We start from the raw sequence: 24,068 nt of genomic DNA, 5'->3' as shown, positions 1-24,068 counted from the left end.
ACTTATCCTCGTGTTCGCGGGGCTCGGATCACGCTACGCCGACCAGCTCGAACGGCGCAGGGAGAGGGCGACGACCGTCGTCCAGGTGAAGGCGACCAGGCCGTTCAGGGCGATCTGGATGCTCATGTGGCTCGGCGACATCGGCATCAGCAGGATGAGCGCGGCGAGGCCGTTCAGCACCGCCGGCAGGGCGGCCCGACGGCGGACGTGCCGGACGGTCAGCGCGATGGCGGCGACGGCCAGCGCGGTGAAGGCGACGGCTGCCGCCGTGGAGTGCGCGATGCTGTGCCAGGACATCCCCTCGACCGGCCCCTCAGGGGTCCCTACCGGGAAGCCGTACTCCGGATCCATGGTGAACACCCCGGCCGCGACGAGGCCGGCACCGAAGATCCCGACGAAGATCGGCAGCACCCGCGAGCCGGTGCCCTCGGTGAGCGTGCGTCGGATACCGACGGCGAGCGCCAGGCCGCCGAGGCCGGCGAGCACGAACGTGGTGATCTGGATCCAGCCGAGACTTCCGGTGGCCAACTGGCTGATCGGATGCCGCGTGATGTCGTAGCCCTCACGCGTGAGCATCTGCGTCACGGCCGAGGCGAAGAAGACCGGCCCGGCAAGGGCACCGGCGAGGAGCAGCCGGTCGGACGAGCGGCGGACGGCGGGAACGGTGGCGGCGACGGTGGCCATGACTTCCTCCTTGGTGGGTGCTTGCCGCTACCTCGTGGCCGCTCCGCGGACTTTGACGTTCCAGAGCGTGAGCTAGATCACACATTGTCGATGTCAAGGCCCGGACGTCGCCTCCGAGGTACCGGCAAGCACCCACCGAGGAGGACACGATGTCTGAGAACACCCAGCCGAGCGCCGAACTGACCGCCCTGGACCGCCTGGTCGGCACCTGGTCGGTGACCGGCGGCGCCGAGGGAACCGTGCGGTACGAGTGGATGGCCGGCCGGTTCTTCCTGCTCCAGCACGTGGAACTCAGCCAGTTCGACCAGCCGGTCACCGGCCTGGAGGTCATCGGACACCTACACCCGTTCGGCGAGCCGGTCGGCGCGGACGTGGTGTCGCGGTTCTACGACGCGGCCGGCAACACCTTCGACTACGTCTACGAACTCGTCGGCGACAAGCTGACCATCTGGGCCGGCGCGAAGGGCGGCCCCGCCTACTACGAGGGCACGTTCAGCGCCGACGACACCACCGTCACCGGCGAATGGACCTACCCCGGCGGAGGCGGATACGCCTCCAACATGACCCGGATCTGACACCGGAAAGCCACGCCGACCCTGAACGGCCGGAGGCAGTGTCCCTCGCGCAACAGGAGGTCATTGCTTTCCGGCCGATTCGTCCTACCTTCCGTGATCGCCGCTGTCCTGGCAGCCGAAGGGGTCCGCGTGGTGGTGCACGGCCGGGACCAGGCCCGTACCGAGCAGACCGCCCGGAAGGTCGGTGGTGAGGCCGTAATCGGTGACCTCACCACCGACGCCGGTGCCGAAGCGGTGGCCTCCCGGACCGGGGAGGTGGACATCCTGGTCAACAACGCCGGGTTCTACGACCCCGCAACCGGGTGGGCGGACACGGACGCAGGCGCCTGGGCCGAGATGTACAACATCAACGTGTTCAGCTCCGTACGCCTGATCCGGCACCTGGTTCCGGGAATGCGGGCCACCGCCGAGGCAGCGCCGGCCACCGGAAGCCAGGGGGCGCTCCACATGGCGGAAATGGCCACCGGTGTACGGGCGGCTACGGGGTGAGGACGATGCGACCGTTGAGAGCGCGGTTCTCCATCCGCTCGTGTGCGGTGACGGCCTCGGTGAACGGGAGCACGTCGACCTCGGTCTCGCCCAGCCCGGCGGCGACCGCCTTCAGCGCCGCCTCAAGGGCCGGGCGGACCACCTGCGGATGTGTCGGCAGGTAGACGCCGGCGTTGAATCCGGCCACGGTGATACCCCCCAGCCAAAGCCGGTTGCTGTCGATCTGGTGGCTCCAGTCGCCGCTGGCGTTCCCGGCCGCCAGGAGGCGCCCGCCCGGCGCCAGCAGATCGAGGCTCTGGGTGCGGACGTCGCCGCCGACAGGATCGATGATGACGTCGAACTTCTCGCCACTGAGGGCATCGAGCAGTTCGGCGGAATCGACGATCCGGTCGTAGGGCAGCCTGGTCGTCGACGCTGCGCTCAGCTTGCTCGCCCGAACCGATCCCACCACCCGGGCGGCACCGAGTTGGCGGGCGATGCCGGGGAAGGCCGCCGCGAAGCCGCCGAGAGCGCCGTGTACGAGGACGGTCTCACCCTCGGACAGGTGAGCCACGTGGGTGAGGGCGGCGTGGGCCATCGCCGCGTTCGGCACGACCGAGACGGCAAGGGCGGGGTCGATGTCGTAGCCCTCGGTCGACACGACCAGCGACGTCGGGGCGATGTAGACCGACGCGTACCCGCCCGTGCCGCTGGCGGACATCGAGACCACCCTCTCGCCGACGGTGAACCCGGTCACACCATCGCCGACCTCGCGCACGGTGCCGGTGACCTCAAGGCCGGGAACAAACGGGGGCTGCGGCATGCCGGGCCGATCCTTGTACACGCCCTGCCGGAAGAACAGGTCGACGAGCCCGACCGCGGAGTGCGTGACGTCGATCGCGATCTGACCCGGTCCCGGTGTCGGATCCGGCAGGTCGACACCGGCGAGCACGGTCGGGTCTCCGAACCGGGTGGCCTGAACAGCCTTCATGGGGTTTCCCTTCGCATTAACGCACCCCGTGATGCGTTAATGCCAACGTACCAGAGCGCACGTCGTAACGCATCCTGACGTGCGCTAACCTTGTCGAGTGCGACAGCGGGCACGATCACTCAACGACAAGGCACAGCGCTCGGAAGCCCTCCTGGCGGCGGCCGAGTCGGTCGCCCTTGAGCTGGGGGGCGTCCGGTTCGTCACGCTGGCGCCCGTCACCGAAAGGGCGGGACTCCACCGGACGGGCGTGCGGCGTTACTACGCCAGCAAGGAGGAACTACTCCTCGAACTCGCCGAACGCGGATGGCGCCAGTGGCGCGACGGGATCCGGGACAAGCTCGGTGACGGCGACGGCCTTGGCCCCCGGGAGGTCGCGTCGGTCATGGCCGACACCATCGCGTCGTTGCCGGTCTTCTGCGATCTCCTGACCCACGTCACGTTGACCCTTGAGGGCGACGTCGACATGGAGCGAGCCCGTCGGTACAAGACCAGCTCCTTCGCCGCCCACGACGAGATCGTGAGCGCCTTGGATCATGCAAGCGGCATGACCGTCGAGCAGATCCAGGCCCTGGTGGCAGCAACCCTTGCGTTCGCCGCCAGCTTCTGGCAGGTGTCGCACCCGACGCCGACACTTGCCGCCCTGTACGAGCAGGTACCGCACTGGGGTCACGTCGCCCTCGACTTCGAGCCACGGCTCCGGCTGCTCCTTGAGGCAACGGCCATCGGGCTTGTCGAGACGACCGTCGCACCACGTGGGGAATGAGCGGCGGGTCGCGCCCGCCGCGTGATCACAACCGGTGTACGGGCGGCACCACCGCTGACGGCCGGGATAACCGATGTCGCGGAGGCTCGATGGGTCAGTAAGGTCCCCGCCATGGAGGACGGGCGTTGGCGCGATCGCGACTGGCTGGCCGGGGTGCACGGCTGGATCGACGGCCGCCTCGATGAGTTGGGCATAACCCGTACCGGGGCGATTGAGCAGCCGCATGTCTACCCGTGGTCGACGGTGCTGCGGATCCCGACCGAGATGGGCTCGGTCTGGTTCAAGGCGAATGCCGACCCGCTACGGCACGAGGCCGCCGTCGTCGACCGTATCGCCGCTCGCCGGCCCGATGCGGCACCACCGCTGCTCGCCGCCGACACCACCGCCGGTTGGATGCTGATGACCGACGGCGGGGAAAGTCTGCGTACGGTGACGGCACGCGAGCGGGACCTCGGCCGCTGGTACGACGTCCTGCCGCTCTACGCCGGCATCCAGCTCGACCTCGCCGGGGACGTGGACGACCTGCTCGCCCTGGGCGTACCGGACATGCGGCTCGCCGTGCTGCCGGGCGCGTACGAACGTCTGCTGGACGAGATCGGCGCCGAGCGGCGGTACCGCGACGCGTCGCGGTTGGTGGCCGACCTGTGCGACGAACTTGCCGCGTACGCGCTGCCCGAACTCCTCCAGCACGACGACCTGCACGACGCACAGGTTTTCGTCCGGGACGGCCGCCACCTGGTGCTCGACTGGGGCGACGCGTGCATCTCGCATCCGTTCTTCACCCTGTCGGTGACCCTAGAGGGGGTGTTGGCGTGGGGCCTGGACGATGTCGAGAACTCCGTCGACACCGCGCCGTTCCGTGATGCCTATCTGGCCCCGTACACCGAGCGTTTCGACGGCGACCTTGTCGCCGCGGCCGGGGTGGCGTTGCGGCTGGGGTGGGTGTGCCGCGCGGTCAACGGGCATGTGCCCGGCGACAACAAGCAAACCCTCACCCGGCTACGGATGTTCCTCGACGGTCGACCGTGACGTTGGGGTTGGTGACGCCCGGTCAGTCCGGATGGGCCGGTCCCGCAAAAACAGCCGAGACCGGGTGACGGCCCCAGAATCAGGCCGGCGGCCACCGCGTGCACCAACACCCACGTGTACGCGGCGTCCTCAGCTAGGCCACGAGGTGGGCCAGGAGGCAGCATTGACCGTCGACGGCCAGCCGTTGAGCGGCTTGATCGCGCGCACGAACCGTACACATTGGTCGACGAATCCCGTTCCCGCATCGGGCAGGCGCAACGCCTGGATCGCCGCACGTGGGTCGACGACCGGGAACAGGTCGAGCTGGCATTCCTCGATCTGACCGCCACCGCGAATGGCCGCGGCCAGCGTGGTTGCTGCCCCGACGGCGACGCCCACGCAGGTTCGGTCCGGGATGCACAACAGAATGATCCGTGCTGGTTCGTCGAACTCGGGATAGGCCGGGTATGCGCTGACGTAGAAAGACGCGCCGTCGTCCTCGTCGCCTACCACCAGGCGGTAGAACGGGCCTGAGCGGGCGTAGTCAGGCCCGACCAGATCGGCGCCGACGATGGTCGTCTCCTGCTCGGCCGGGGTCAGGACCCGACCCGGATCGACCAACTCACCCTGCTCGTACCGGCGGTCGGTGCGTACAGCAATCGCCGGTACGGAACAGCCGCCCAGCAACTCGGTCAGTACCTCCCGGGTCGTGGTCACCAGCGCGACGACGGGGAAGGCGACCGGCATCGCTGCCTGTAGCTCCACGGACATGAATCCCCCCATGGTCGGAACCCGAAGCATTGTGGCATCCCCAACCGCCCCTGCCCGTCATGGAGCAGGTCGCCGTCGGCCTCGACCACAGCCAGACCCATGATCAAAATCGGTGCCGCGACATCTGCATGGCCGGGCACACCTTCACCGTCACCGCGCTTCGTCCTCAGGACGGTTCGACGACCGAACTCGCGCGGATCAAATACGCGACCCACCCTTCACGAGACAGACCCGGTCGGTGCCCCTAAGGTGCGGCCGAGCGCGTTTAGCCGACTGATTCTTGGCCGTGAAGGGCATGGTCTCAAGTGTCAGATCATGGTCGTTACAGGCTACGAGCTCGGAGTCAGCGGTATCGTGCTGGCCGTTGTGGAGGGATTCCGGTTGCTGGGCGACGGCGCCCGGCGTTTGACGGTGGACTGGAACGGGCCCGGTGCGCCCCAACGTCTGGAGTGATGCGGCCTTTGCTTGAGGACGACGGTCGGTCGCAGCTCAGGTGAATCGAACCATGGGGCGGCTGTGTGATTCGGCATGGGCATCTTAAGTCGCTCTGGACCGTGAGATGGAGTGGAACTTGAGGGTCAGCAGATTGGTTTTGGATGTAGCTTTTCCGGTGTCGTGCGGTTAGCGGCGTCGGTTGTGAGGAATCGCCGGTTCTTTGGGCCAGAACTGTGTACGGTTCGGTTTCTTGTGAGTCCCTTGTCGAGGAGATTGCGCGGTGTCAGAGGTCGCAGAGCCGAGCGGGGACGGTGTTGGGTTGACTGATGCCCTAGGCGCAGCCGCCGACGACGGGCGGGCTTGGGAACCGGCGCCTCTGTCCGGCAGGTCGGCTGCCACGGTCTCCCAGTGGGTGGAGGTGCATCGACTGGCGGTAGCCGGTCGGGAGCCGGTGATCGCCCGGGATGTCGGGAGACAGGTCGCGCGGGCGTGGCTTCGCGGGTCTCGGTTCGCGGACGTCGCCGCCCTTGCGGGGGCTACCCTGACTCTCGGTCCGGACGCCGATGCCTTCCACGACCTAGGCTGGGCCCAATCCTCCACCGGGCAACCCCAACAGGCGCTGAGCAGCTACAAGCGGGCCCTGCACCTGTACCGCAAGGCCGGCAAGGAAGGCTACGACGCCGCCACACTCAACAACATCGGCGCCGTGTACAACAACTTGGGGGACCGGCAGCAGGCCCTGACCTACTACCAACAGGCCCTGTCCATCCGGCGGGAGGTCGGCGACCGCGCCGGCGAAGCGACCACCCTCACCAACATCGGCCTCGTGCACGACAATCTCGGGGACCGGCAGCAGGCCTTGACCTACTATCAGCAGGCCCTGCCCATCATGCAGAGGGTCGGCGACCGCGCCGGCGAAGCGACCACCCTCAACAACATCGGCCTCGTGTACAACAACCTCGGGGACCGGCAGCAGGCCCTGACCTACTACCAACAGGCCCTGTCCATCCGGCGGGAGGTCGGCGACCGCGCCGGCGAAGCGACCACCCTCAACAACATCGGCGGCGCGCACGACGGGCTCGGGGACCAGCAGCAGGCCCTGACCTACTACCAACAGGCCCTACCCCTCCATCGGGAGGTCGGCGACCGCGCCGGCGAAGCGACCACCCTCAACAACATCGGCGGCGCGCACAACAACCTCGGGGACCAGCAGCAGGCCCTGACCCGCTACCAACAGGCCCTGTCCATCCGGCAGGAGGTCGGCGACCGCGCCGGCGAGGCGACCACCCTCAACAACATCGGCTCCGTGCACGACGGGCTCGGGGACCAGCAGCAGGCCCTGACCTACTTCAAGCAGGCTCTCCCCATCCTGCGAGGGGTCGGCGACCGCACCGGCGAAGCGGCCACCCTCAACAACATCGGCCTCGTGCACGACAGGCTCGGGGACCAGCAGCGGGCCCTGACCTACTACCAACAGGCCCTGCCCCTCCACCGAGAGGTCGGCAACCGCGCCGGCGAAGCGACCACCCTCAACAACATCGGCGCAATCCGGTTCCAGCAGGGCGATTTCGCAGGAGCAAAGGACAACTACGACGAAGGCCTTGCGATATTTCACGCTATCGGCGACCGCATATCAGAGGCGACGACGAGTTTCAACATGGCTGTCATGCTGTTGCAGATGGCACGAGTCGACGATGCTGCGCATTTCCAGCGCCGAGCCATCGCCTTGGCCGAGCGAACGAGTCATCCGGCACTGGACCAAATCCGAGCACTTCTCATCCAGCTCAAACAAGCGGAAGAATGATTGACAGTGGGTACTCCCTCACTTGAAGTCTCGGGACCGGACGCCACGCGTTGGGTAGCGGATCTCCACGTCGCCCTTGTCGGGGCCACTAGGCCCGGCGGCAGTGTGTCACGTTCCCTCCACCCCGAAGGTGTCACCGTCAAGATCCTGCTCAACGACGGGGCCTGGCTCGACTTGTCCGACGTCGGCCAGGGGCAGCTGGAGATCGTTTTTCCGCATGACGAATCGCAGCAGAGTTGAGGGCGGAGACAACCTGGATGAGCGAGATGAACAGCTACGAGCTGGGGATTTTTCAGCAGACGTCAGGCCACTGGGAACTGCGCTTGTCGGCCGATGGCGGCACCCCGAAGACCCGTGTCGTGGACGGAGCAGCGATCGACCACCTCATTGAGATGGTGGAGCGCGACTACAGCCAGGATGCGGTCGCCCAAAAGGTGTTCGGCTCCCCGCAGCTACGTGACCTCGGCGCAAAACTGGCCACCTTCCTCGACGGCGACGAACGGTGGCTGACTCCGGTGCTGGACCACCCGTCCGGCGCCACGCTGCGGATCACCGCCGGGGAACGGCTACGGCACCTCCCCTGGGAGCTGCTCGCCGATAACGGCTCGTACCTGACCGTCTCCGGCCACGCACCGCTGCTACCGGTACGTGCCGTCGGCACCAACACGGCCCTCAAAACCTCGACCTCCCCTGGAAACCGTCCCCTGCGGGTGCTGTTCATGGCGACGTCCCCGGAGGGTGTCGAGCCCGTGCTCCACTACGAGGCGGAGGAGGCGGCCATCCTGTCTGCGACCTCGCGTACGGGCACTGAACTGGTCGTCGAGGAGAGCGGCACCCTGGAAGGGCTTCGCTTTATCAGTCGCGACTATGGTGCGGGATACTTCGACGTCCTGCATCTGAGCGGCCACGCCACCATCAGCACGGACAGCCAACCCACTTTCCTGGCGGAGAACGAGTTCGGCGGGCTGGCCTACGCCACGGCTGACGAGATCGCCCAGGCCATGGCCGGGCGCTGGCCCCGACTGGTTTTCGTCTCCGGCTGCCTCACCGGTAGCGCCCCCGACGCAGGCACTTTCCCCTCCATGAGCGAGAGCCTCGTCCGTGCTGGAGCCCCCGCCGTGCTGGGGTGGGCGCTGCCGGTCGGCGACGTCTCCGCGACCGAGTTCGCCGCCCAGCTCTACCAGACACTGGCTGACGGTGAGCCCCTCGACCGGGCCGTCATCGAGGCCCGCCAGCATCTCTACAAGCACAAGCGGGGCAACTGGCACCTGCTACGCGTCTACGCCGACAAGTCCCCGCTGGCACCCATGGTCACGCCTCTGCGCACCGAGGGGCGTGCATGGATCCAGATTCGGCCCGCCGACCAGGACTTCCTCGACCGGCAAACTCAGCTGTCCCGGGTTGCCACCCGCGCCGCCTTCGTTGGACGACGGCGCGTCATCCAGCGCTGCCTGCGCACGCTCAAGCAACCCCACGGTCACGACGGCGCGGCTGAGGCCCTCATCCTGCACGGCATGGGCGGCCTCGGCAAGAGCAGCCTCGCCTCCCGGCTACTGGAACGCATGCCCAGCCACCAGCGGGTCGTCTGGTACGGCCGCGTCGACCTGACCAAGTTTCGAGAACTCACCACCAAGGTCAAACTCCCCACCCTTGAGCAGGAATTGCAGGCAGCCGAGCTCCTCGACAACAATCAGGCTCCCCTTGCCGCCCGCCTGCGCCACCTGCTCCGTGTCGACGGGCCTCTCGGGCGGACCCCCTGCCTGTTCGTGTTCGACGACTTCGAGGACGGCAACCTCGACGAACGCGACGGCACTCACGTGCTCTCCTATGAGATGGCCGACATCCTGCCCGCCCTACTCAAGGCCATCCGCGAAACCGGCAGCCCCAGCCGAGTTATCATCACCAGCCGCTATCGGTTCCCTAGGCCCGCCGCAACCGCGATCGTCGTCGAGTCACTCGAATCCCTCAGCGAGATCGAACAGAAGAAGAAACTCGCGAACCTGCCGAACCTGGGCCCTGCATCCTCCGTCGACCCCGACATCCGCAAGCGCGCCATCCAGGCTGCGGCCGGCAACCCCCGCCTACTCGATTGGCTCGACCTGATCGTCGCCGACACCAGCCTCGACATTGAAGGCCTCATCGCCACCATCGAGCAGGAGGCCGACCGGTTCCGCCGGGAGACCATCCTCGCGAAGAACCTCCTCAGCTCTCAAACCTCCGATCTGCAAAAGATGCTCGCGAAGGTCAACGTCGTCGAACTGCCCGTCCCCGCTGAGACCATCAAGGCCATCCACAACCACCCGGAGACCACCGGCCACATCAAACGCGCCGCCCAACTCGGCCTGATCGAAGAAGGCACCGACCCCGAAACCCGCCAACCCCGCTACTACGTTTCCAATGTTCTACGCCCCCTCATCCGCCCCCTGCTCACCGATGACGAGTACGCCCAAGCCTGTGCCGCCGGCGCACGATCCCTCTACCAACTCTGGGTCACCGACCCCGCCACCCCCAAGTCCGCGTCATGACCACCCTCACCCAGTTAGTGGAGGTGCATCGGCTGGCGGTGGCCGGTAGGGAGTCGGTGATCGCCCGGGACGTCGGGGAGCGGGTGGCGAGGGTGTGGCTGGGCAGGTCCCGGTTCGCCGACGTCGCGGCCCTCGCTAACGCGACCTTGACCCTCGGCCCGGACGCCGGTGCCTTCTACGACCTGGGCTGGGCCCAATCCTCCACAGGGCAACCCCAACAGGCCCTGGACAACTACGAGCGGGCCCTGCACCTGTACCGCGAGGTCGGCAACCGCGGCAACGAAGCGGCCACCCTCAACAACATCGGCGGCGTGTACGACAGCCTCGGGGACCGGCAGCAAGCCCTCACCTACTACCAACAGGCCCTCCCCATCCAACGGGACGTCGGCGACCACGCCGGCATAGCGGCCACCCTCAACAACATCGGCCTCGTATACAACGGGCTCGGGGACCGGCAGCAAGCCCTCACCTACTACCAACAGGCCCTCCCCATCCAACGGGACGTCGGCAGCCACGCAGGCGAAGCAACCACCCTCAACAACATCGGCCACGTGTACAACGGGCTCGGGGACCAACAGCAAGCCCTCACCTACTACCAACAGGCCCTTCGCATCCAACGGGACGTCGGCAACCGCGCAGGCGAAGCAACCACCCTCAACAACATCGGCGGCGTGCACGACAACCTCGGGGACCTGCCGCAAGCCCTCACCTACTACCAACAGGCCCTCCCCATCCGGCGGGAAGTCGGCGACCGCGCCGGCGAAGCGGCCACCCTCAACAACATCGGCGCCGTGTACAACGGGCTCGGGGACCAACAGCAAGCCCTCACCCACTACCAACAGGCCCTTTCCATTACGCGGGAGGTCAGCAACCGGGTCGGCGAAGCAGTCACCCGGTACAACATCGGGATGATCCACCGGGCGGAGGGAAACCTCGACTGGGCAATCGGCGAGCTAGAACTCGTCGTCAACCTCGACCGCCAAGTCGGCCACCCGGACCTAGCATCCGACGCTGCCACACTCGAACAGGTACGCCAAGAACGGGCAAGAACCCAGAAAGCGACCTAATCACCTCACCCACTCGGCTGGGCTGAAAACCGGGCAGGTGCGCATCGCCCGACCGGACCCGATACACCGAGACTGCCGCTGTGTTCAACGCGCGTAGAAAGTGTTTCACCGCTCACCGAGGCGTCAAGACTGACTGCATTGTTTCTGCCACGGTGCGGGTGCGTCTGTTTCCTCTTTCTCAGATGGCTACCGGTCGTTGACGCAGCGCAGTACGGGTCGACTGGTCAACGCCGCCGCCTCCAACGCCCCAGCCGAGTGGACGGTGAACGTGGCCGACTCCCCTGGCAGCAGCGTGACCAGGGCCTCGTCCACCTCAGCCGTCGGGTCGAGCCGGTCAGCCGCCAGCACCAGATCCCGCAGAATCGTCCGAGCGGTAACCCGTACCCGGGTCACGTGGCCGCTCGCACCAACGGACGACTCGACCTCCGTGTCGTAGGCAGCGGTCGGGTAGGCAACATCTTTGTCCTCGGCGAAGAACCAGAACGCGCGCTCGCCCGTACCGACTGCTTCGGCTAGCAGCAGTTCGTGCCGGGGACGGTCGGCGGTGGACAACTCGGCCGGGAGCGGAACCGTCGACACCGAATGCGGTGCCACCTCCAGGTCGAGGGCCGTCTTCGCGGCCGGTTCCCCGTCCAGGGTCAGCCGGGTCACGGTCACCGACGTACGCCAGGGCACGCCCCCGTCGTTCACCGCGACCAGGTTCAACCCACCGCCGTCACCCGGTTGTACGGTCAGCAGTCGGTCGGCGTACACCCGGCGCAGGGCGTACCAGAGGGGTTTGCGACGGCCGTCGCCGTCGACGGCGGCCCACGATGTGACCGGCCAGCAGTCGTTGAGCTGCCAGACGATGGTCCCCATGCAGTGGGGGCGCAACGCCCGGAAGTGTTCCACCCCGAGAGTGATCGCGCGGGCCTGGTTGAGCTGGGTCAGGTAGTGCCAGTCGTCGAAGTCGGCCGGGGGCGGCAGGTGGGCGTCGAGTCCCCGTTGCAGTTTCGCGTCCCCGTCGGCGGCCTTCTGGTGGTGGGCCATACCGGGCGAATTGTGGGCCAGGGGTTCGTCGCTCAGTGCCCGGCGCAGGGTCGCGTACGCCGGTGGGGCCTGGTAGCCGAACTCGGCCACGAACCGTGGGCGGTACTCGCGGTACTTCGTGTAGTCCTCACGGTTCCACACGTCCCAGATGTGCATGCTGCCGTACGCGGGGTCGTTCGGGTGTTTGTCGGTCCGTCCCGACCAGGGGCTGCCCGGCCAGTACGGTCGGGTCGGGTCCAGTTCGGCGACGATCGCCGGGAGCAGCTCGAAGTAGTAGCCGGCGCCCCAGGTCCGGTCCCCCAGCGGCTCCTGCCAGTCCCAGTCGTGCCAGCCCCAGATGTTCTCGTTGTTGCCGATCCAGAGAACCAGGCTCGGGTGGCTGGCCAGGCGTACGACCTGCTCACGTGCCTCGGCCTCCACCTCGGCGGCGAACGGTTCCTCCTCCGGGTACGCCGCGCACGCGAACGGGAAGTCCTGCTCGACCAGGAGGCCAAGCTCGTCGGCGAGGTCGTAGAAGTCCTCGGACTCGTACCGGCCGCCGCCCCAGACCCGGAGCATGTTGACGTTCGCGTCGACGGCCTGGGTGAACCGGGCGGCGTAGCGCTCGCGGGTGACCCGGGTGACGAAGACGTCGTCGGGGATCCAGTTGACGCCACGGATCAGGATCGGGGTTTCGTTGACCAGGATGGTGAACGCGGAACCGTGCTCGTCCTCTCTGGTGTCGAGGCTGGTGGAGCGGAAACCGATCCGGCGCTGCCAGGTGTCGAGGGCTGTGCCGTCGGGGCCCCGCAGGGTCACGTCGAGCGGGTACCGGGTCTGCTCGCCGTAGCCGCGCGGCCACCACAGGTCGGGGTCGGGCACGTCGAGGGTCAGGACCGTACTCGTAACGCCGGCCGGGATGACGGCTTCGGTGCGTACCCCGGCGACCGCGAGGCTGACGGTCAGCGGCTCGGCGGCGGCGCGCTCGACGGTGACCACCGCCTCGACCCGGCCGGTGTTGTCGGTGACGGTGACCAGCGGGCGGACCTCGGCCAGCCGGGCGACCGACCAGGTGTGCAGCTCGATCGGCTGCCAGATGCCGGCGGTGACCAGCGTCGGACCCCAGTCCCAACCGAAGTTGCAGGCCATCTTCCGGATGAAGTTGAACGGCTCCGGGTACGCGTTCGGCCGGTCACCGAGCGAGTCACGCAACCCCTCGGCGTAGCGGTACGCGGAGTCGAACCGGACCTCCAGGGTGTTCTCCCCCGGCAGCAACAGCGAGCGTACGTCGAACCGGTAGCTCCGGTGCATGTTGGCGGTACGCCCGACCTCCACCCCGTTGAGCTGGACGGTCGCCACCGTGTCGAGCCCGGCGCAGACCAGGTCCACCCGGTCGGCCGCCTGGTCGTCCCACTCGAAGGTGGTCCGGTAGACCCAGTCGGTCCGTCCGATCCAGGCCACGGCCAGCTCGTTGCTGTCCAGGTACGGGTCCGGGATCAGCCCCGCGGCGAGCAGGTCGGTGTGCACACAACCCGGTACGGTCGCCGGAACCGGCTGGTCGGACACGGACGCGGGAACCCCGGAATGAGCCACGGGCCGGACCGACCAGCCGTCGTGCAACGGACGCCGGGAGGGAAGCACGGCCGGTTCGGTTGAGCGAAACGTCATGACTTGATCGCGCCTTCCATGATTCCTCGTACGATCTGCCGTCCACCGATGAACAGCATGATGAGCAACGGGATGGTGGCCACCAGTGCACCGGCCAGGACCCGGCGGTAGAGCACGTAGTTTCCGCTGGCGAGGTCGGAGATGGCGACCATCGAGGTCGGGTAGTCGGTCCCGTTCAGGGTGATCAACGGCCACTGGAAATCATTCCAGGTGCCGACGAAGGTGAGCAGGCCCAGTACGGCCAGCGCCGGGCGTACGGCCGGCAGGACGACGCTGGCGTAGATGCGCATCGTGGTGGCGCCGTCGATCCTGGCCGCCTCAACCAGCTCGTCCGGCACCGCCTCCAGGATGAACTGCCGCATGTAGAAGACCCCGAACGCGCTGACCAGGCCGGGCACGATGACGGCGAGCAGGGTGCCGTTCCACCCGATCTTGCCCATCACGATGTAGAGCGCGACCACGCCGAGCTGGTTCGGCACGGTCAGGGTGAGGATCACGATCACCATCAGGACGTTGCGGCCCTTGAACCGGAGCTTGGCGAAGGCGAAGCCGGCCAACGAGCAGAAGAAGAGGACGGCGACGGTGACGACTGTCGATACGATCGCGCTGTTGGCCAGGGACTGGATGAAGTAGACGTCCTGCATCGAGAAGACCTCGCGCAGGTTGGTCAGGAGCTGGTCACCGGGAACCACCTGGGGTGGGATCTTGGCCAGGGCCGCGTCGGTGCTGGTGGCGATCACCAGCATCCAGTAGAGCGGGAAGGCGGAGAAGAGGATGACCAGGGAGAGGAAGACGTAGTTCCACAGGCTGCCGGGGGTGTCCGCCGGGGCCCGTCCGGTCAACGCGGCCCGTCGGCGGCTGCGCGGCGCCTGCGGGGTGGTGGTCGTACTCATCGTTTCCCCCCACCGAGCCGGTTGGTGATCAGTGCGTTCACCGCGGCGACCACCACGATGATCAGGAACAGTGCCCAGGACATGGCGGCGGCGTACCCGAGGTTGAGGTCCTTCCAGCCGACCTTGTAGATGAGCTGGGCGATGGTCTGCCACTCGCCGTTGGCGCCGCCCCGGGCCGCCTGGGCGTTCTGCTCCAGCAGCATCGGTTCGGTGAAGAGTTGCAGGCCACCGATGGTCGACAGCACCACCGTGAAGATCACCACGGGCCGGATCATCGGTACGGTGATCCGCCAGAGCTGCCGCCAGACCCCGGCCCCGTCGACGGCCGCTGCCTCGTAGATGTCACGCGGGATCGACTGCATCGCGGCGAGGTAGAGCAGCGCGTTGTAGCCGATCCACTTCCAGTTGACCATCGTGGCCAGCACGAACCAGGACGACCATTTCGCGCTGCGCCAGTCGATCGGCTCGTCGCCGGTCAGGTGCAGGACCGAGAGGACCCAGTTGGCCACACCGCCGTCGCGGGCGAAGACCACCGCGAAGACGAGGGTCGAGGCGGTGATCGGGGTGACGTACGGCAGCAGCACCCCGACCCGGAACCAGGTCTGTGCGCGCAGCCGGCGGTTGAGCACCGACGCGATGACCAGCGCCAGGGTCAACTGGGGGACGGTGGAGAGGACGAAGATGCCGAACGTGTTGTAGAGCGCGTTCCAGAAGTCGTCGTCGGTGAGCAGTTTCTCGAAGTTCGCCAGCCCGGCCCAGCCGGTCAGGGTGGCGTCGTCCAGCCGCCAGTGCCGCAGCGCGACGACTCCGTTGAAGATGATCGGGAAGAGCCCGAACACCAGGAACAGCAGGAAGAACGGGGCGACGAGCAGGTACGGCGTAAAGCGCATGTCGAAGCGGTGCAGCCGGTTGCGCCAGCGGTGACGGTCGGGCTCGTCGCGACCGGTGGGGCGCCCGGCCGGTCCGCCCGGCGGCGCCGCCGGGTCGGCACGGGTGACGGACATCGGACCTCCTAGGACGTGGCCGCCTTCTGGGCTTCCTTGTTCGCCTCGGTCCACGCCTGGCTCAGCGGCTTGCCCTTGAGGTCACCGTTCTGCATCCGGTTCAGTACGTTCTCCACCGCGACCCGGGTCGGTCCGTTCTTCCTGCCCAGGTACTGCGGGGTCAGGCCCTCGGCGGTCTTGGAGAAGATCTGGCCGACGGGTGCGTTGTTGAAGAACGGGTTGGTGAAGTCCCGGATCGCCGGGTCCTGGTAGAGGGCCGGCTGGGACGGCAGGTTGCCGACCTTGTTGAAGATCTCGATCTGCTGCTCGGGCTGGATCAGCCACTCCAGCAGCTTGTACGCCTCGTCGGCGTGCTTGCTCTGCTTGGGGATGGTGAGGAACGAGCCGCCCCAGTTGCCGCCACCGCCGGGGATCGCGGCCACATCCCACTTGCCGGCGGTGTCCGGGGCGCTGTTCTTGATGTGCCCCTGCATCCACGCCGGGCAGGCCAGTACGGCGAAGCTGCCCTTGGCGAACGCGGCGTTCCACTCCGGTTGGAAGGCCGGCAGGTTCGCGGAGATGTCGGCCTGGATCGCCTTGGCCGCCGTGTCGAAGGCGACCTTCGGCCCGCCGTTCATCTGGAGCGCGTCGCCCTGGTCGTAGAACCCGACCGACTGCTGCCCGAGTACCGGGTTGAAGATGTTGGTGCCGGAGTCGATGAACTTCTTGCCCGTCGCCCTGGTGTAGGTCTGGCCGGTGCTGATGAACTGGTCCCAGGTGGGCCAGAGGGCGGAGACCCTGTCCCGTTCGGTGGGCAGGCCGGCGGCCTGGAACAGGTCGGTCCGGTAACACATGGCCAGCCCGCCGACGTCGGTGCCGAGGCCGATCTGGGCCTTGCCGTCGGGGGTCAGCGTCTGCTTCCACTTCCACGACAGGTACTTGCTCTCGTACTGGCCGGCGCCGGAGTCGAGCAGGTTGACGAACTTGTCGGCCTGGCCGCGGAACTGGACGACAAAACCCTCGTCGATGGCGGCGATGTCGGGGGCGCCGTCCCCGGCGATCAGCTTCTTCTGCAGGTCCTCGTGCTGGGCGTTGTACTCGCCGGTGTTCAGGCTGATCTTGACGTTCGGGTTCGCGGCCTCGTACCTGCCCTTCAGCTCGTCCAGCCCGAAGTCGCCCCAGTAGGCGATCTTCAGGGTGACGGCGCCACCCGACTCCGAACCGCCGCCGCTGTTGCCACTGCAACCCGCGACCAGAAGCATCCCCGCCGCGCTCGCGGCGACCAGCCGGACCCATCGGGCCCCGGACCCTGCCATGTTTTCCTCCACACTGTGGGAACGCTCCCGACATCGAGGAACGTCGACTGAACCGGATAAGTGAAGCCACCGTACGGTCGGGTCTCAGCCATGTCAATGACGTGTTAACAGCGTGGGCATCCCGTAACGGAGATCGGCGATGGTTATGCTTAACCGGACAAGCGGCTGCCGCCGCAGGCCGTTTCCAGCGCCGAGCCAGTGACCAGACCGGAGCGTTCCGGCCGACCAGCAGAGGGAGCGCCGGTGAAGCGGCCCACCATCGCCGACATCGCCCGCCAGGCCGGGGTCTCGAAGGGGGCGGTCTCCTACGCCCTCAACGGCCAGCCCGGCGTCTCGGAGACCACCCGGCAGCGCATCATCGCCATCGCCCGCGAGATCGGCTTCAACCCGAACAGCGCCGCCCGCGCCCTGAGCGGCGCGACCGCCAACGCGGTCGGGCTGGCCCTGCGCCGACCGGCCCGTACCCTCGGCATCGAGCCGTTCTTCATGGAGCTGATCAGTGGCGTCGAGGCCGAACTCTCCGCCCGGTCGTACGCGCTGACCCTCCAGATCGTCGCCGACCCGGAAACCGAGATCGCCGTCTACCGGCGGTGGTGGGGCGAGCGCCGGATCGACGGCGTTTTCCTCTGTGACCTGCGGGTTGACGACCAGCGGGTGCCGGCGCTGGAGGAGTTGGGACTGCCGACCGTGGTGATCGGCGGCCCCGGACACACCGGCCGGCTGGCCAGCGTCTGGTCCGACGACGCGGCGGCCCTGGTCGAGACGGTCGAATACCTGTACGCCCTCGGCCACCGCCGGATCACCCGGATCGGCGGCCTGCCCGGCCTGCTGCACACGGAGATCCGTACCGAGGCGTTCACCGAGGTGAGCCGACGACTCGGGCTGGACCGGACCCGCACGGTCGCTTCGGACTACACCGGCGAGGAGGGGGCTCGGGTCACCCGCCGGCTGCTCAGTTCCGCCGACCGGCCGACCGCCCTGGTCTACGACAACGACGTGATGGCGATCGCCGGGCTGTCGGTCGCCCAGGAGATGGGTCTGTCCGTACCCACCGACCTGTCCATCGTCGCCTGGGACGACTCGCCCCTCTGCCGGCTCGTGCATCCCCCGCTGACCGCGCTGAGCCGGGACATCCCCGCGTACGGGGCCAACGCCGCCCGCCAACTCCTCGCCGCCATCGCCGGGGAGCCCATCGACGGCTTCCAGGACGAGACCGCCCACCTGACCCCCCGGGGCAGCACCGCACCGCCCCGCACCGCCTGATCCGTACGGGTTAAGCGGTTAAGTGCGGCGGGTGGGGGTGGCGCGCCATGCGGGGACGACCGGCGGGCCGCTACCATCAGGGCGGTTAAAGGCGACTGGCGCGGCGAGGTGGAAGAAACCACCGGGGAGCGACCGAGATAGTGCACCGCGCGCCTGGGTGCACGTCAACCGGGACTGTCTGGACCGGCCCTGGCCGGACGGGACGGCTCCGGCAGAGCCTTGTCCGGTCCGCACTCCGCAGCCGGGCAAGCGCCGACCAGCCAGGAGGATCCTCGTGCACGTACCACCGATTCCCGCCCTGACCGCCGCCGACCCGCAGTTGGCCGCCCTGATCGAGTCCGAGGCGCAGCGCCAGCACGACAAGCTGCGGATGATCGCCTCGGAGAACTACGTGTCCACCGCCGTACTCGAGGCCAGCGGGACCGTACTGACCAACAAGTACTCCGAGGGGTACGCCGGCAAGCGGTACTACGAGGGCCAGCAGTTCATCGACCCGATCGAGACGCTGGCCATCGAGCGGGCCCGCGCCCTGTTCGGCGTCGACCACGCCAACGTCCAGCCGTACTCCGGGTCCCCGGCGAACCTCGCCGTCTACCTGGCGTTCCTGTCCCCCGGTGACAAGGTGATGGGGATGGCCCTGCCGATGGGCGGGCACCTCACCCACGGGTGGTCGGTCTCGGCCACCGGCAAGTGGTTCACCCCGGTCCGTTACCAGGTCTCCCGCGAGACCGGCCGGATCGACCTGGACGAGGTACGCGACATCGCCCTGCGCGAGCGCCCCAAGGTGATCTTCTGTGGTGGCACCGCGGTCCCCCGGACCATCGACTTCCCCGGCTTCGCCGCGATCGCCCGCGAGGTCGGCGCGATCCTGGTCGCCGACATCGCGCACATCGCCGGCCTGATCGCGGGCGGGGCGCACCCGTCACCGGTCGGCCACGCCGACGTCATCACCACGACCACGCACAAGACCCTGCGCGGCCCCCGTGGCGCCATGATCATGACGACCGCCGAGTACGCCAGCGCGATCGACAAGGCCGTCTTCCCCGGCCTGCAGGGCGGCCCGCACAACCACACCACCGCCGCCATCGCGGTGGCACTCAAGGAGGCCTCGACCGAGGACTTCCGGGCGTACGCCCACCAGGTGGTCGCCAACGCCCAGGCGCTCGCCGCCGCCCTGGTCGAGCGGGGCTTCGAACTCTCCTCCGGTGGCACCGACAACCACCTGATCCTGGCCGACCTGACCAGCAAGGGGATCGCCGGCAAGCCCGCCGCGCAGGCGCTGGACCGGGCCGGCATCGAGCTGAACTACAACACGGTGCCGTACGACACCCGCAAGCCGTTCGACCCGTCCGGGATCCGGCTCGGTGCGGCGGCGCTCACCACCCGTGGCCTGACCGAGCAGCAGATGCCGCAGGTGGCGACCTGGATGGACGAGGCGGTCACCGCCGCGCTCAAGGACGACGAGGGCGCCCTGGACCGGATCGCGGGCGAGGTGAGCGACCTGCTGGCCGCGTACCCGATGCCCGGTTACACCACCGCCTGACCCCGGCTGCACGCGTTGGCCAAGGGGCCCTTCCGATCGGAAGGGCCCCTTGGTCGTGTCAGTAGCCGATGCCGACGGGGCGGCCGAGCAGGGCGCTGCCGTAGGTGGCGAGGAAGCCCTCCGCGGCGGCGGCGTGCTGGCTGAACGTGTGGATGTCACGGAACCGGCGTTGGAGCGGGGCGGAGTCCCGCGCCACCCCGCCCCCGCCGGAGCGGTAGCACATGTCCACCGCCGCCGAGGTCACCTCGGTGACCCAGGACAGCGCCGCCGAGGCGGCCGGACTGAAGCCGGCCACCGCGCCGGGATCGGCGGCGGCACCGGCGACGAACTCCGTGGCCAGGTCACGCAGGAGCGCCCTGGCCGCCCGTACGGACGTCTCGGCCCGGCCGAGGTGCAGTTGGAAGACCGCCGAGTCGGCCAGTGACGTACGGGCGTAGAGGCGCTGCTTGCCCAGGGCCAGTTTGGTCACCTCGTCCAGTGCGCCCTGTGCGGTACCGACCGCCACCGCCCCGAGGTGCAGGACGAACTGCACCAGCGGCGCCACCAGGTTCGCCTCCGGTACGGACGGCCGCCCGGTGAAGATGTCGAAGGTGTACGCGTCCGGGCAGAACGCCGAGGTGAGGGTGATGTCGTGGCTGCCGGTCCCGCGCAGTCCGAGCACCCGCCAGGTGTCGACGACCTGCACCTCGCTGGCTGGGAAGAGCATCGCCCGGGTCTCCGGCATCCCCTCGCCCGGCCCCGGCCTCGGTACGCCGTTCTCCAGCACCACGCAGTTACCGAAGATCCAGTCCGCGTGTTCGCATCCGCTGGCGAACGCCCACCGGCCGTCGACCTCGTAGCCGCCCTCGACCACCTGCGCCCGCCCCTGCGGGTTGAAACCACCGGCGACGATCACGTCCGGGCCGTCGGCATAGACCTTGTCGAACTGTTCCCGGTCGAGCAGGGCGAGCAGGTGCGGGGCCTCGCTGCCGAGCATCACGGTCCACCCGGTGGCCGGGTCGGCGCGGGCCAGTTCCTCCAGCACCGCGATGCCGGCGAGCGGGTCGAGGTCGTACCCGCCGTGGCTGCGCGGGACGAACATCCGGAAGCAGCCGGCGGCGACCAGGTCGGCCAGCAGGTCGGCCGGCAGCCGGCGACCCTCCTCGGTCTCGGCGGCCCGGCCGCTGATCCCGGATGCCAGGTCCCGGACCGCCGCGAGGACCTGCCGGCCCGCGTCGTCGCTCATGTTCGCCCCTCCCGTCCGCCCGTACGGCGGAACCCCGGGATCGACGGTAGTGAAGATGCGCGGCGCGGGGCACCGGCCGGCGGGGGACCCCCGGTCCCTCACCCGACCGACCGGGACTCCCCCACCGGGCGCGTTCCGGGCCGCTCTGACAACCGGAACCGGTTGCCGGAGCGTCAGGGGCGGCCGTCCACAAAGGATCGAACCGTCAGCGGGACGGGCTCGGGAACTCCTCCAGGTACGCCTCCACCCGCTCGGCGGTCGCCGGACGGGCCAGCACGTAACCCTGGCCGTACCGGCACCCGGCCAGCCGGGCCTGTTCGACCTGCTCGGCGGACTCCAGCCCCTCGGCGATGATCTCCATCCCGAGCCGCCGGCCGAGGCTCACCACCACGTCGATGACCGGCTTGCCCTGGCCCTGCCAGCCGCTCGGCTCCGACACCAGGGCCCGGTTGATCTTCAGGATGTCGACCGGCATCCGGCGCAGGTGGGCCAGGGACGCCGGCCCCAGCCCGAAGTCGTCCAGGGCGGTACGCACCCCGAGCGACCGCAACCGACCGAGCTGGCTCACCACTCCCGACACGTCGACCTCGCCGCTCGGCTCCGAGATCTCGATCAGCAACCGCTCCGGTTCGATCTGGTACAGGGTGAGCGCCGCCGCGACCCGGCCGACAAAATCCGGCCCGGTCAGCTCGGACACCGACACGTTGACCGACATCCACAGCCGGCGTCCGCCACGGGACCACTCGGCGAGCCGGCGGCACGCCTTGTGCAACACCCAGCCACCCAGCTCGTCCATCAGCCCGAGGGCCTCGGCCACCGGGACCAGTTCGGCCGGCAGGACCGTACCGAGCACGGGGCTGCGCCAGCGCACCAGCGCCTCGGTGCCGACCGGGCGCCGGTCGTGCAGGTCGAGCACCGGTTGGTAGACCAGGTCGAACTCACCCCGCGCGGCGGCGCCGGGCAGTTCTCGTTCCAGGTCCATCCGGCGTACGAGCTGCTCCTCCAGGTAGCTGTCGTACCACTCGATCCGGTTGCGTCCGAGCTGCTGGGCCCGGCGCCGGGCCAGTTCCGCCCGGCGGAGCACGTCGTCCACACCGGTGCCGCCGGCCAGGTCGGCCAGACCGATGCTCCCCTGGAGGCTCACGATCGTCCCCGGCAACTGGTACGGCTCGGTCAGCGCGCCGATCAGCCGGATGCCCAGCGCGTACGCCAGCATCGGGCCGTCGACGGTGACCACCGCGAACTCGTCCCCGCCCAGCCGGGCGACCACGTCGTCACCTCCGGCGCCGGTACGCAGCCGCCGGCCGACCTCGACCAGGACCGCGTCGCCGACCTCCCGCCCACGGGTCTCGTTGATCGACGACATGCCGTGCAGGTCGACCACGAGCAGGGTGCCGGTGTGCCCGGACAGCGACCGTTGGGTGACGATCGCCCGCATCAGGTCCCGCCGGTTGGCCAGCCCGGTGAGCTGGTCGGTGAAGGAGAGCTGGTGCACCCGGTGTTCCAGTTGCCGCCGCTCGCCCACGTCCCGGACGTGCACCACCAGCGCGTCCACCTCCGGCACGCCCCGCTGGTCGCTGACCGTGGACTCGGTGTCCCGCCAGATCCCGTGCCCGTCGCGCAACCGGGCGGTGACCAGCGGGGTCCGCCCGGTCACCGGTGCCGGGGCGGTCAGCACACCGGTCAGCATGGTGGTCACCGGGGCGGCGTCGTCCGGGTGCATCAGGTCGGCGAACGCCCGCCCGACCACGTCCGCGTCGGCCAGGCCGAACAGCCGGGCGGCGGCCGGCGACTGCCAACGGACCAGCAGGTCGGCGCCGACCACCAGGGTCAGGTCGTTGGCACCGGCGACCAGCGCCCGGAAGTGCGCCTCCTGGCTGACCAGCCGTCGGGCGTAGCTGCGGATGTCGAGGACCGCGAAGACCTCGCGGACCACCAGGGTCGGGATCACCGCGAGCCCCAGCACGATCGAGGTGTGGTCGAACTCCCCGACCGTGACCAGGTGGTAGATCGCGGCCAGGGTGGCGACCACGGCCGGCACGGTGAGCAACGGGTACGCGGACAGGTGCGTCTCGGGTTCGCCCGGTGCCGGCGGTTTGGCGCCCGGATTGGCGTACCGGGTGCCGGTGGCGGTCAGCATCGGCCCGATCACCAGCGGGATCGCCGCCGCCAGTGGCGCCCAGCCGGGCACGTCGTAGTGCAGCAGTACGCCGAGCGTGCCGAGCCCGAACACCGAGGCCCCGGCGCCCGCACCGCAGAGCCCGGCCACCCGCCGGTAGCCGGACGAACGCAGGGCGGTGACCGCGATGATCGACAACCCGCCCACGGCGAGCAGCGCCACGGCCAGGGCGACCGGTGGCACCCCGCCGGCCGGCGGCATCAACCACCCGGCGAAGGCGAGGCTGATGCCGAGGCTCAGCCCGTCGAAGCCCCGGCGCAGCCGCATCGACGTGGTACTCGCCGCGCCGGGCAGGAGCAGGGCGCCGAGCAGGTAGAGCGGCAGGGCGACGAGCAGCCCGGTGAGGATCGCGCCGGGGTGGGCCGCGGCCGGCAGCAGGGGCAGGGCGAGTGCGGTGAGCCCGGTTGCCACCACACCGACACCGAGGAAGCCGACGCCCCGACAGGGGCCGGAACTGCGCCGGGCGGAATGGATGGCCAGCGCGAGCCGGATCAGCCGGGCGGCGACCAGGGCGGAGACCACGCCGACGGCGACGGCCAGGGCGAGGTACGCGGACAGGAGACCGGTGGAACCGGCAAGCAGGAAACTCACTGCCGCCGATCCGGCGACGAGTTCCGGAAGCCGGATGGTGCGCCGGCGTTTTCCGGCGCGCGGGGGAGGCGCCACGGACACGGCGAAGTCGCCTTCTGCAGGGGGCACGGGGACGGTGTGGTGCGCGGGCGGTTCGGTGCGGGGCAGGTACGCCACGGGCGGTTTCGGCGGGGGGTTGCGGCGCACCTATCAACCGTCAACGAGGGATCCGGGGCGCGGTTACGCCCCGGTACGAAATAACTCGGTGACACCGCTCACTTTTGGTAATCCCACGGCTACCCGTTTGGTCGCTTCGGTGCTTCCGGTCG

18 protein-coding genes and 1 riboswitch are annotated in these 24,068 nt (G+C 68.8%); of the genes, 9 read left to right on the top strand and 9 right to left on the bottom strand.

Going from position 1 to position 24,068, the window contains the following annotated elements:
* Window positions 1-33 precede the first annotated feature (33 nt).
* Window positions 34-684 carry a DUF998 domain-containing protein gene (locus ACWEFB_RS13380; protein ID WP_452285244.1) on the bottom strand — a complete coding sequence of 217 codons (651 nt, stop codon included), beginning with the start codon at window positions 682-684 and terminating at the stop codon, window positions 34-36.
* 149 nt (window positions 685-833) lie between these two features.
* Here ACWEFB_RS13380 and ACWEFB_RS13375 point away from each other — a divergent pair, with 149 nt between their 5' ends.
* On the top strand, window positions 834-1,259 hold the full coding sequence (locus tag ACWEFB_RS13375; protein WP_452285242.1) for a hypothetical protein: 426 nt from the start codon (window positions 834-836) through the stop codon (window positions 1,257-1,259).
* A gap of 93 nt (window positions 1,260-1,352) precedes the next feature.
* Window positions 1,353-1,748: an SDR family NAD(P)-dependent oxidoreductase gene (locus ACWEFB_RS13370; RefSeq protein WP_452285240.1), complete on the top strand. Its 396-nt coding sequence runs from the start codon at window positions 1,353-1,355 to the stop codon at window positions 1,746-1,748.
* On the opposite strand, the gene ACWEFB_RS13365 is transcribed toward ACWEFB_RS13370, so the two are convergent.
* Window positions 1,738-2,718 (bottom strand): quinone oxidoreductase family protein, encoded by a 981-nt coding sequence (locus ACWEFB_RS13365; protein WP_452285238.1) that lies wholly within the window; start codon window positions 2,716-2,718, stop codon window positions 1,738-1,740. The two genes, ACWEFB_RS13370 and ACWEFB_RS13365, sit on opposite strands and share 11 nt — an antisense overlap.
* Window positions 2,719-2,815: 97 nt before the next feature.
* Here ACWEFB_RS13365 and ACWEFB_RS13360 point away from each other — a divergent pair, with 97 nt between their 5' ends.
* Window positions 2,816-3,481 (top strand): TetR family transcriptional regulator, encoded by a 666-nt coding sequence (locus tag ACWEFB_RS13360; protein WP_452285236.1) that lies wholly within the window; start codon window positions 2,816-2,818, stop codon window positions 3,479-3,481.
* Between the two features lie 111 nt (window positions 3,482-3,592).
* Window positions 3,593-4,510 (top strand): phosphotransferase, encoded by a 918-nt coding sequence (locus tag ACWEFB_RS13355; RefSeq protein ID WP_452285234.1) that lies wholly within the window; start codon window positions 3,593-3,595, stop codon window positions 4,508-4,510.
* Between the two features lie 129 nt (window positions 4,511-4,639).
* Here ACWEFB_RS13355 and ACWEFB_RS13350 read toward each other — a convergent pair whose 3' ends face one another.
* Window positions 4,640-5,290 carry a hypothetical protein gene (locus ACWEFB_RS13350; RefSeq protein WP_452285232.1) on the bottom strand — a complete coding sequence of 217 codons (651 nt, stop codon included), beginning with the start codon at window positions 5,288-5,290 and terminating at the stop codon, window positions 4,640-4,642.
* Window positions 5,291-6,107: 817 nt separating this feature from the next.
* On the opposite strand from ACWEFB_RS13350, the gene ACWEFB_RS13345 reads away from it, so the two are divergent.
* The 3 genes from ACWEFB_RS13345 (at window position 6,108) to ACWEFB_RS13335 (ending at window position 11,091) form a co-directional block, all read left to right on the top strand.
* Window positions 6,108-7,499 carry a tetratricopeptide repeat protein gene (locus ACWEFB_RS13345; RefSeq protein WP_452285230.1) on the top strand — a complete coding sequence of 464 codons (1,392 nt, stop codon included), beginning with the start codon at window positions 6,108-6,110 and terminating at the stop codon, window positions 7,497-7,499.
* 257 nt (window positions 7,500-7,756) lie between these two features.
* Window positions 7,757-10,024 carry a CHAT domain-containing protein gene (locus ACWEFB_RS13340; protein WP_326560539.1) on the top strand — a complete coding sequence of 756 codons (2,268 nt, stop codon included), beginning with the start codon at window positions 7,757-7,759 and terminating at the stop codon, window positions 10,022-10,024.
* A complete protein-coding gene (locus tag ACWEFB_RS13335; protein ID WP_452285228.1) occupies window positions 10,021-11,091 on the top strand; it encodes a tetratricopeptide repeat protein in 1,071 nt (356 codons plus the stop codon). The genes ACWEFB_RS13340 and ACWEFB_RS13335 overlap by 4 nt, the downstream gene beginning before the upstream one ends.
* Before the next feature lie 186 nt (window positions 11,092-11,277).
* On the opposite strand, the gene ACWEFB_RS13330 is transcribed toward ACWEFB_RS13335, so the two are convergent.
* Genes ACWEFB_RS13330 through ACWEFB_RS13315 form a run of 4 tightly spaced genes read right to left on the bottom strand, consistent with a single transcriptional unit; the run spans window position 11,278 to window position 16,959 of the window.
* A complete protein-coding gene (locus tag ACWEFB_RS13330; protein WP_452285226.1) occupies window positions 11,278-13,767 on the bottom strand; it encodes a glycoside hydrolase family 2 protein in 2,490 nt (829 codons plus the stop codon).
* A complete protein-coding gene (locus tag ACWEFB_RS13325; protein ID WP_452285224.1) occupies window positions 13,764-14,660 on the bottom strand; it encodes a carbohydrate ABC transporter permease in 897 nt (298 codons plus the stop codon). Before ACWEFB_RS13325 ends, ACWEFB_RS13330 begins: the two co-directional genes overlap by 4 nt.
* Complete coding sequence (locus ACWEFB_RS13320) at window positions 14,657-15,664, bottom strand: carbohydrate ABC transporter permease (protein ID WP_326560543.1); 1,008 nt, start codon at window positions 15,662-15,664, stop codon at window positions 14,657-14,659. Before ACWEFB_RS13320 ends, ACWEFB_RS13325 begins: the two co-directional genes overlap by 4 nt.
* A gap of 8 nt (window positions 15,665-15,672) precedes the next feature.
* Window positions 15,673-16,959: an ABC transporter substrate-binding protein gene (locus ACWEFB_RS13315; protein WP_452285222.1), complete on the bottom strand. Its 1,287-nt coding sequence runs from the start codon at window positions 16,957-16,959 to the stop codon at window positions 15,673-15,675.
* A 243-nt stretch (window positions 16,960-17,202) separates the two neighbouring features.
* Between ACWEFB_RS13315 and ACWEFB_RS13310 the strand changes: the two genes are divergently transcribed.
* Together ACWEFB_RS13310 and ACWEFB_RS13305 are read left to right on the top strand one after the other, a co-directional pair.
* Window positions 17,203-18,222 (top strand): LacI family DNA-binding transcriptional regulator, encoded by a 1,020-nt coding sequence (locus tag ACWEFB_RS13310; protein WP_452285220.1) that lies wholly within the window; start codon window positions 17,203-17,205, stop codon window positions 18,220-18,222.
* A gap of 81 nt (window positions 18,223-18,303) precedes the next feature.
* Window positions 18,304-18,388, top strand: a riboswitch (ZMP/ZTP riboswitch).
* A 108-nt stretch (window positions 18,389-18,496) separates the two neighbouring features.
* Complete coding sequence (locus tag ACWEFB_RS13305) at window positions 18,497-19,765, top strand: serine hydroxymethyltransferase (protein WP_326560546.1); 1,269 nt, start codon at window positions 18,497-18,499, stop codon at window positions 19,763-19,765.
* A 58-nt stretch (window positions 19,766-19,823) separates the two neighbouring features.
* Here the strand turns inward: ACWEFB_RS13305 and ACWEFB_RS13300 are convergent, their stop codons facing one another.
* Together ACWEFB_RS13300 and ACWEFB_RS13295 are read right to left on the bottom strand one after the other, a co-directional pair.
* The gene (locus ACWEFB_RS13300; RefSeq protein WP_452285218.1) at window positions 19,824-20,990 is read right to left on the bottom strand and encodes an acyl-CoA dehydrogenase family protein; all 1,167 of its coding nucleotides are present in this window, start codon (window positions 20,988-20,990) and stop codon (window positions 19,824-19,826) included.
* A 205-nt stretch (window positions 20,991-21,195) separates the two neighbouring features.
* Window positions 21,196-23,946, bottom strand: coding sequence for a putative bifunctional diguanylate cyclase/phosphodiesterase (locus tag ACWEFB_RS13295; protein WP_452285216.1), 2,751 nt, complete (start codon window positions 23,944-23,946; stop codon window positions 21,196-21,198).
* Window positions 23,947-24,068: the final 122 nt, after the last annotated feature.

Source organism: Micromonospora sp. NPDC004704, assembly GCF_053601675.1.
The sequence above is the reverse complement of the archived record's forward strand: the minus strand, read 5'-3'. Positions and strand labels throughout refer to the sequence as shown.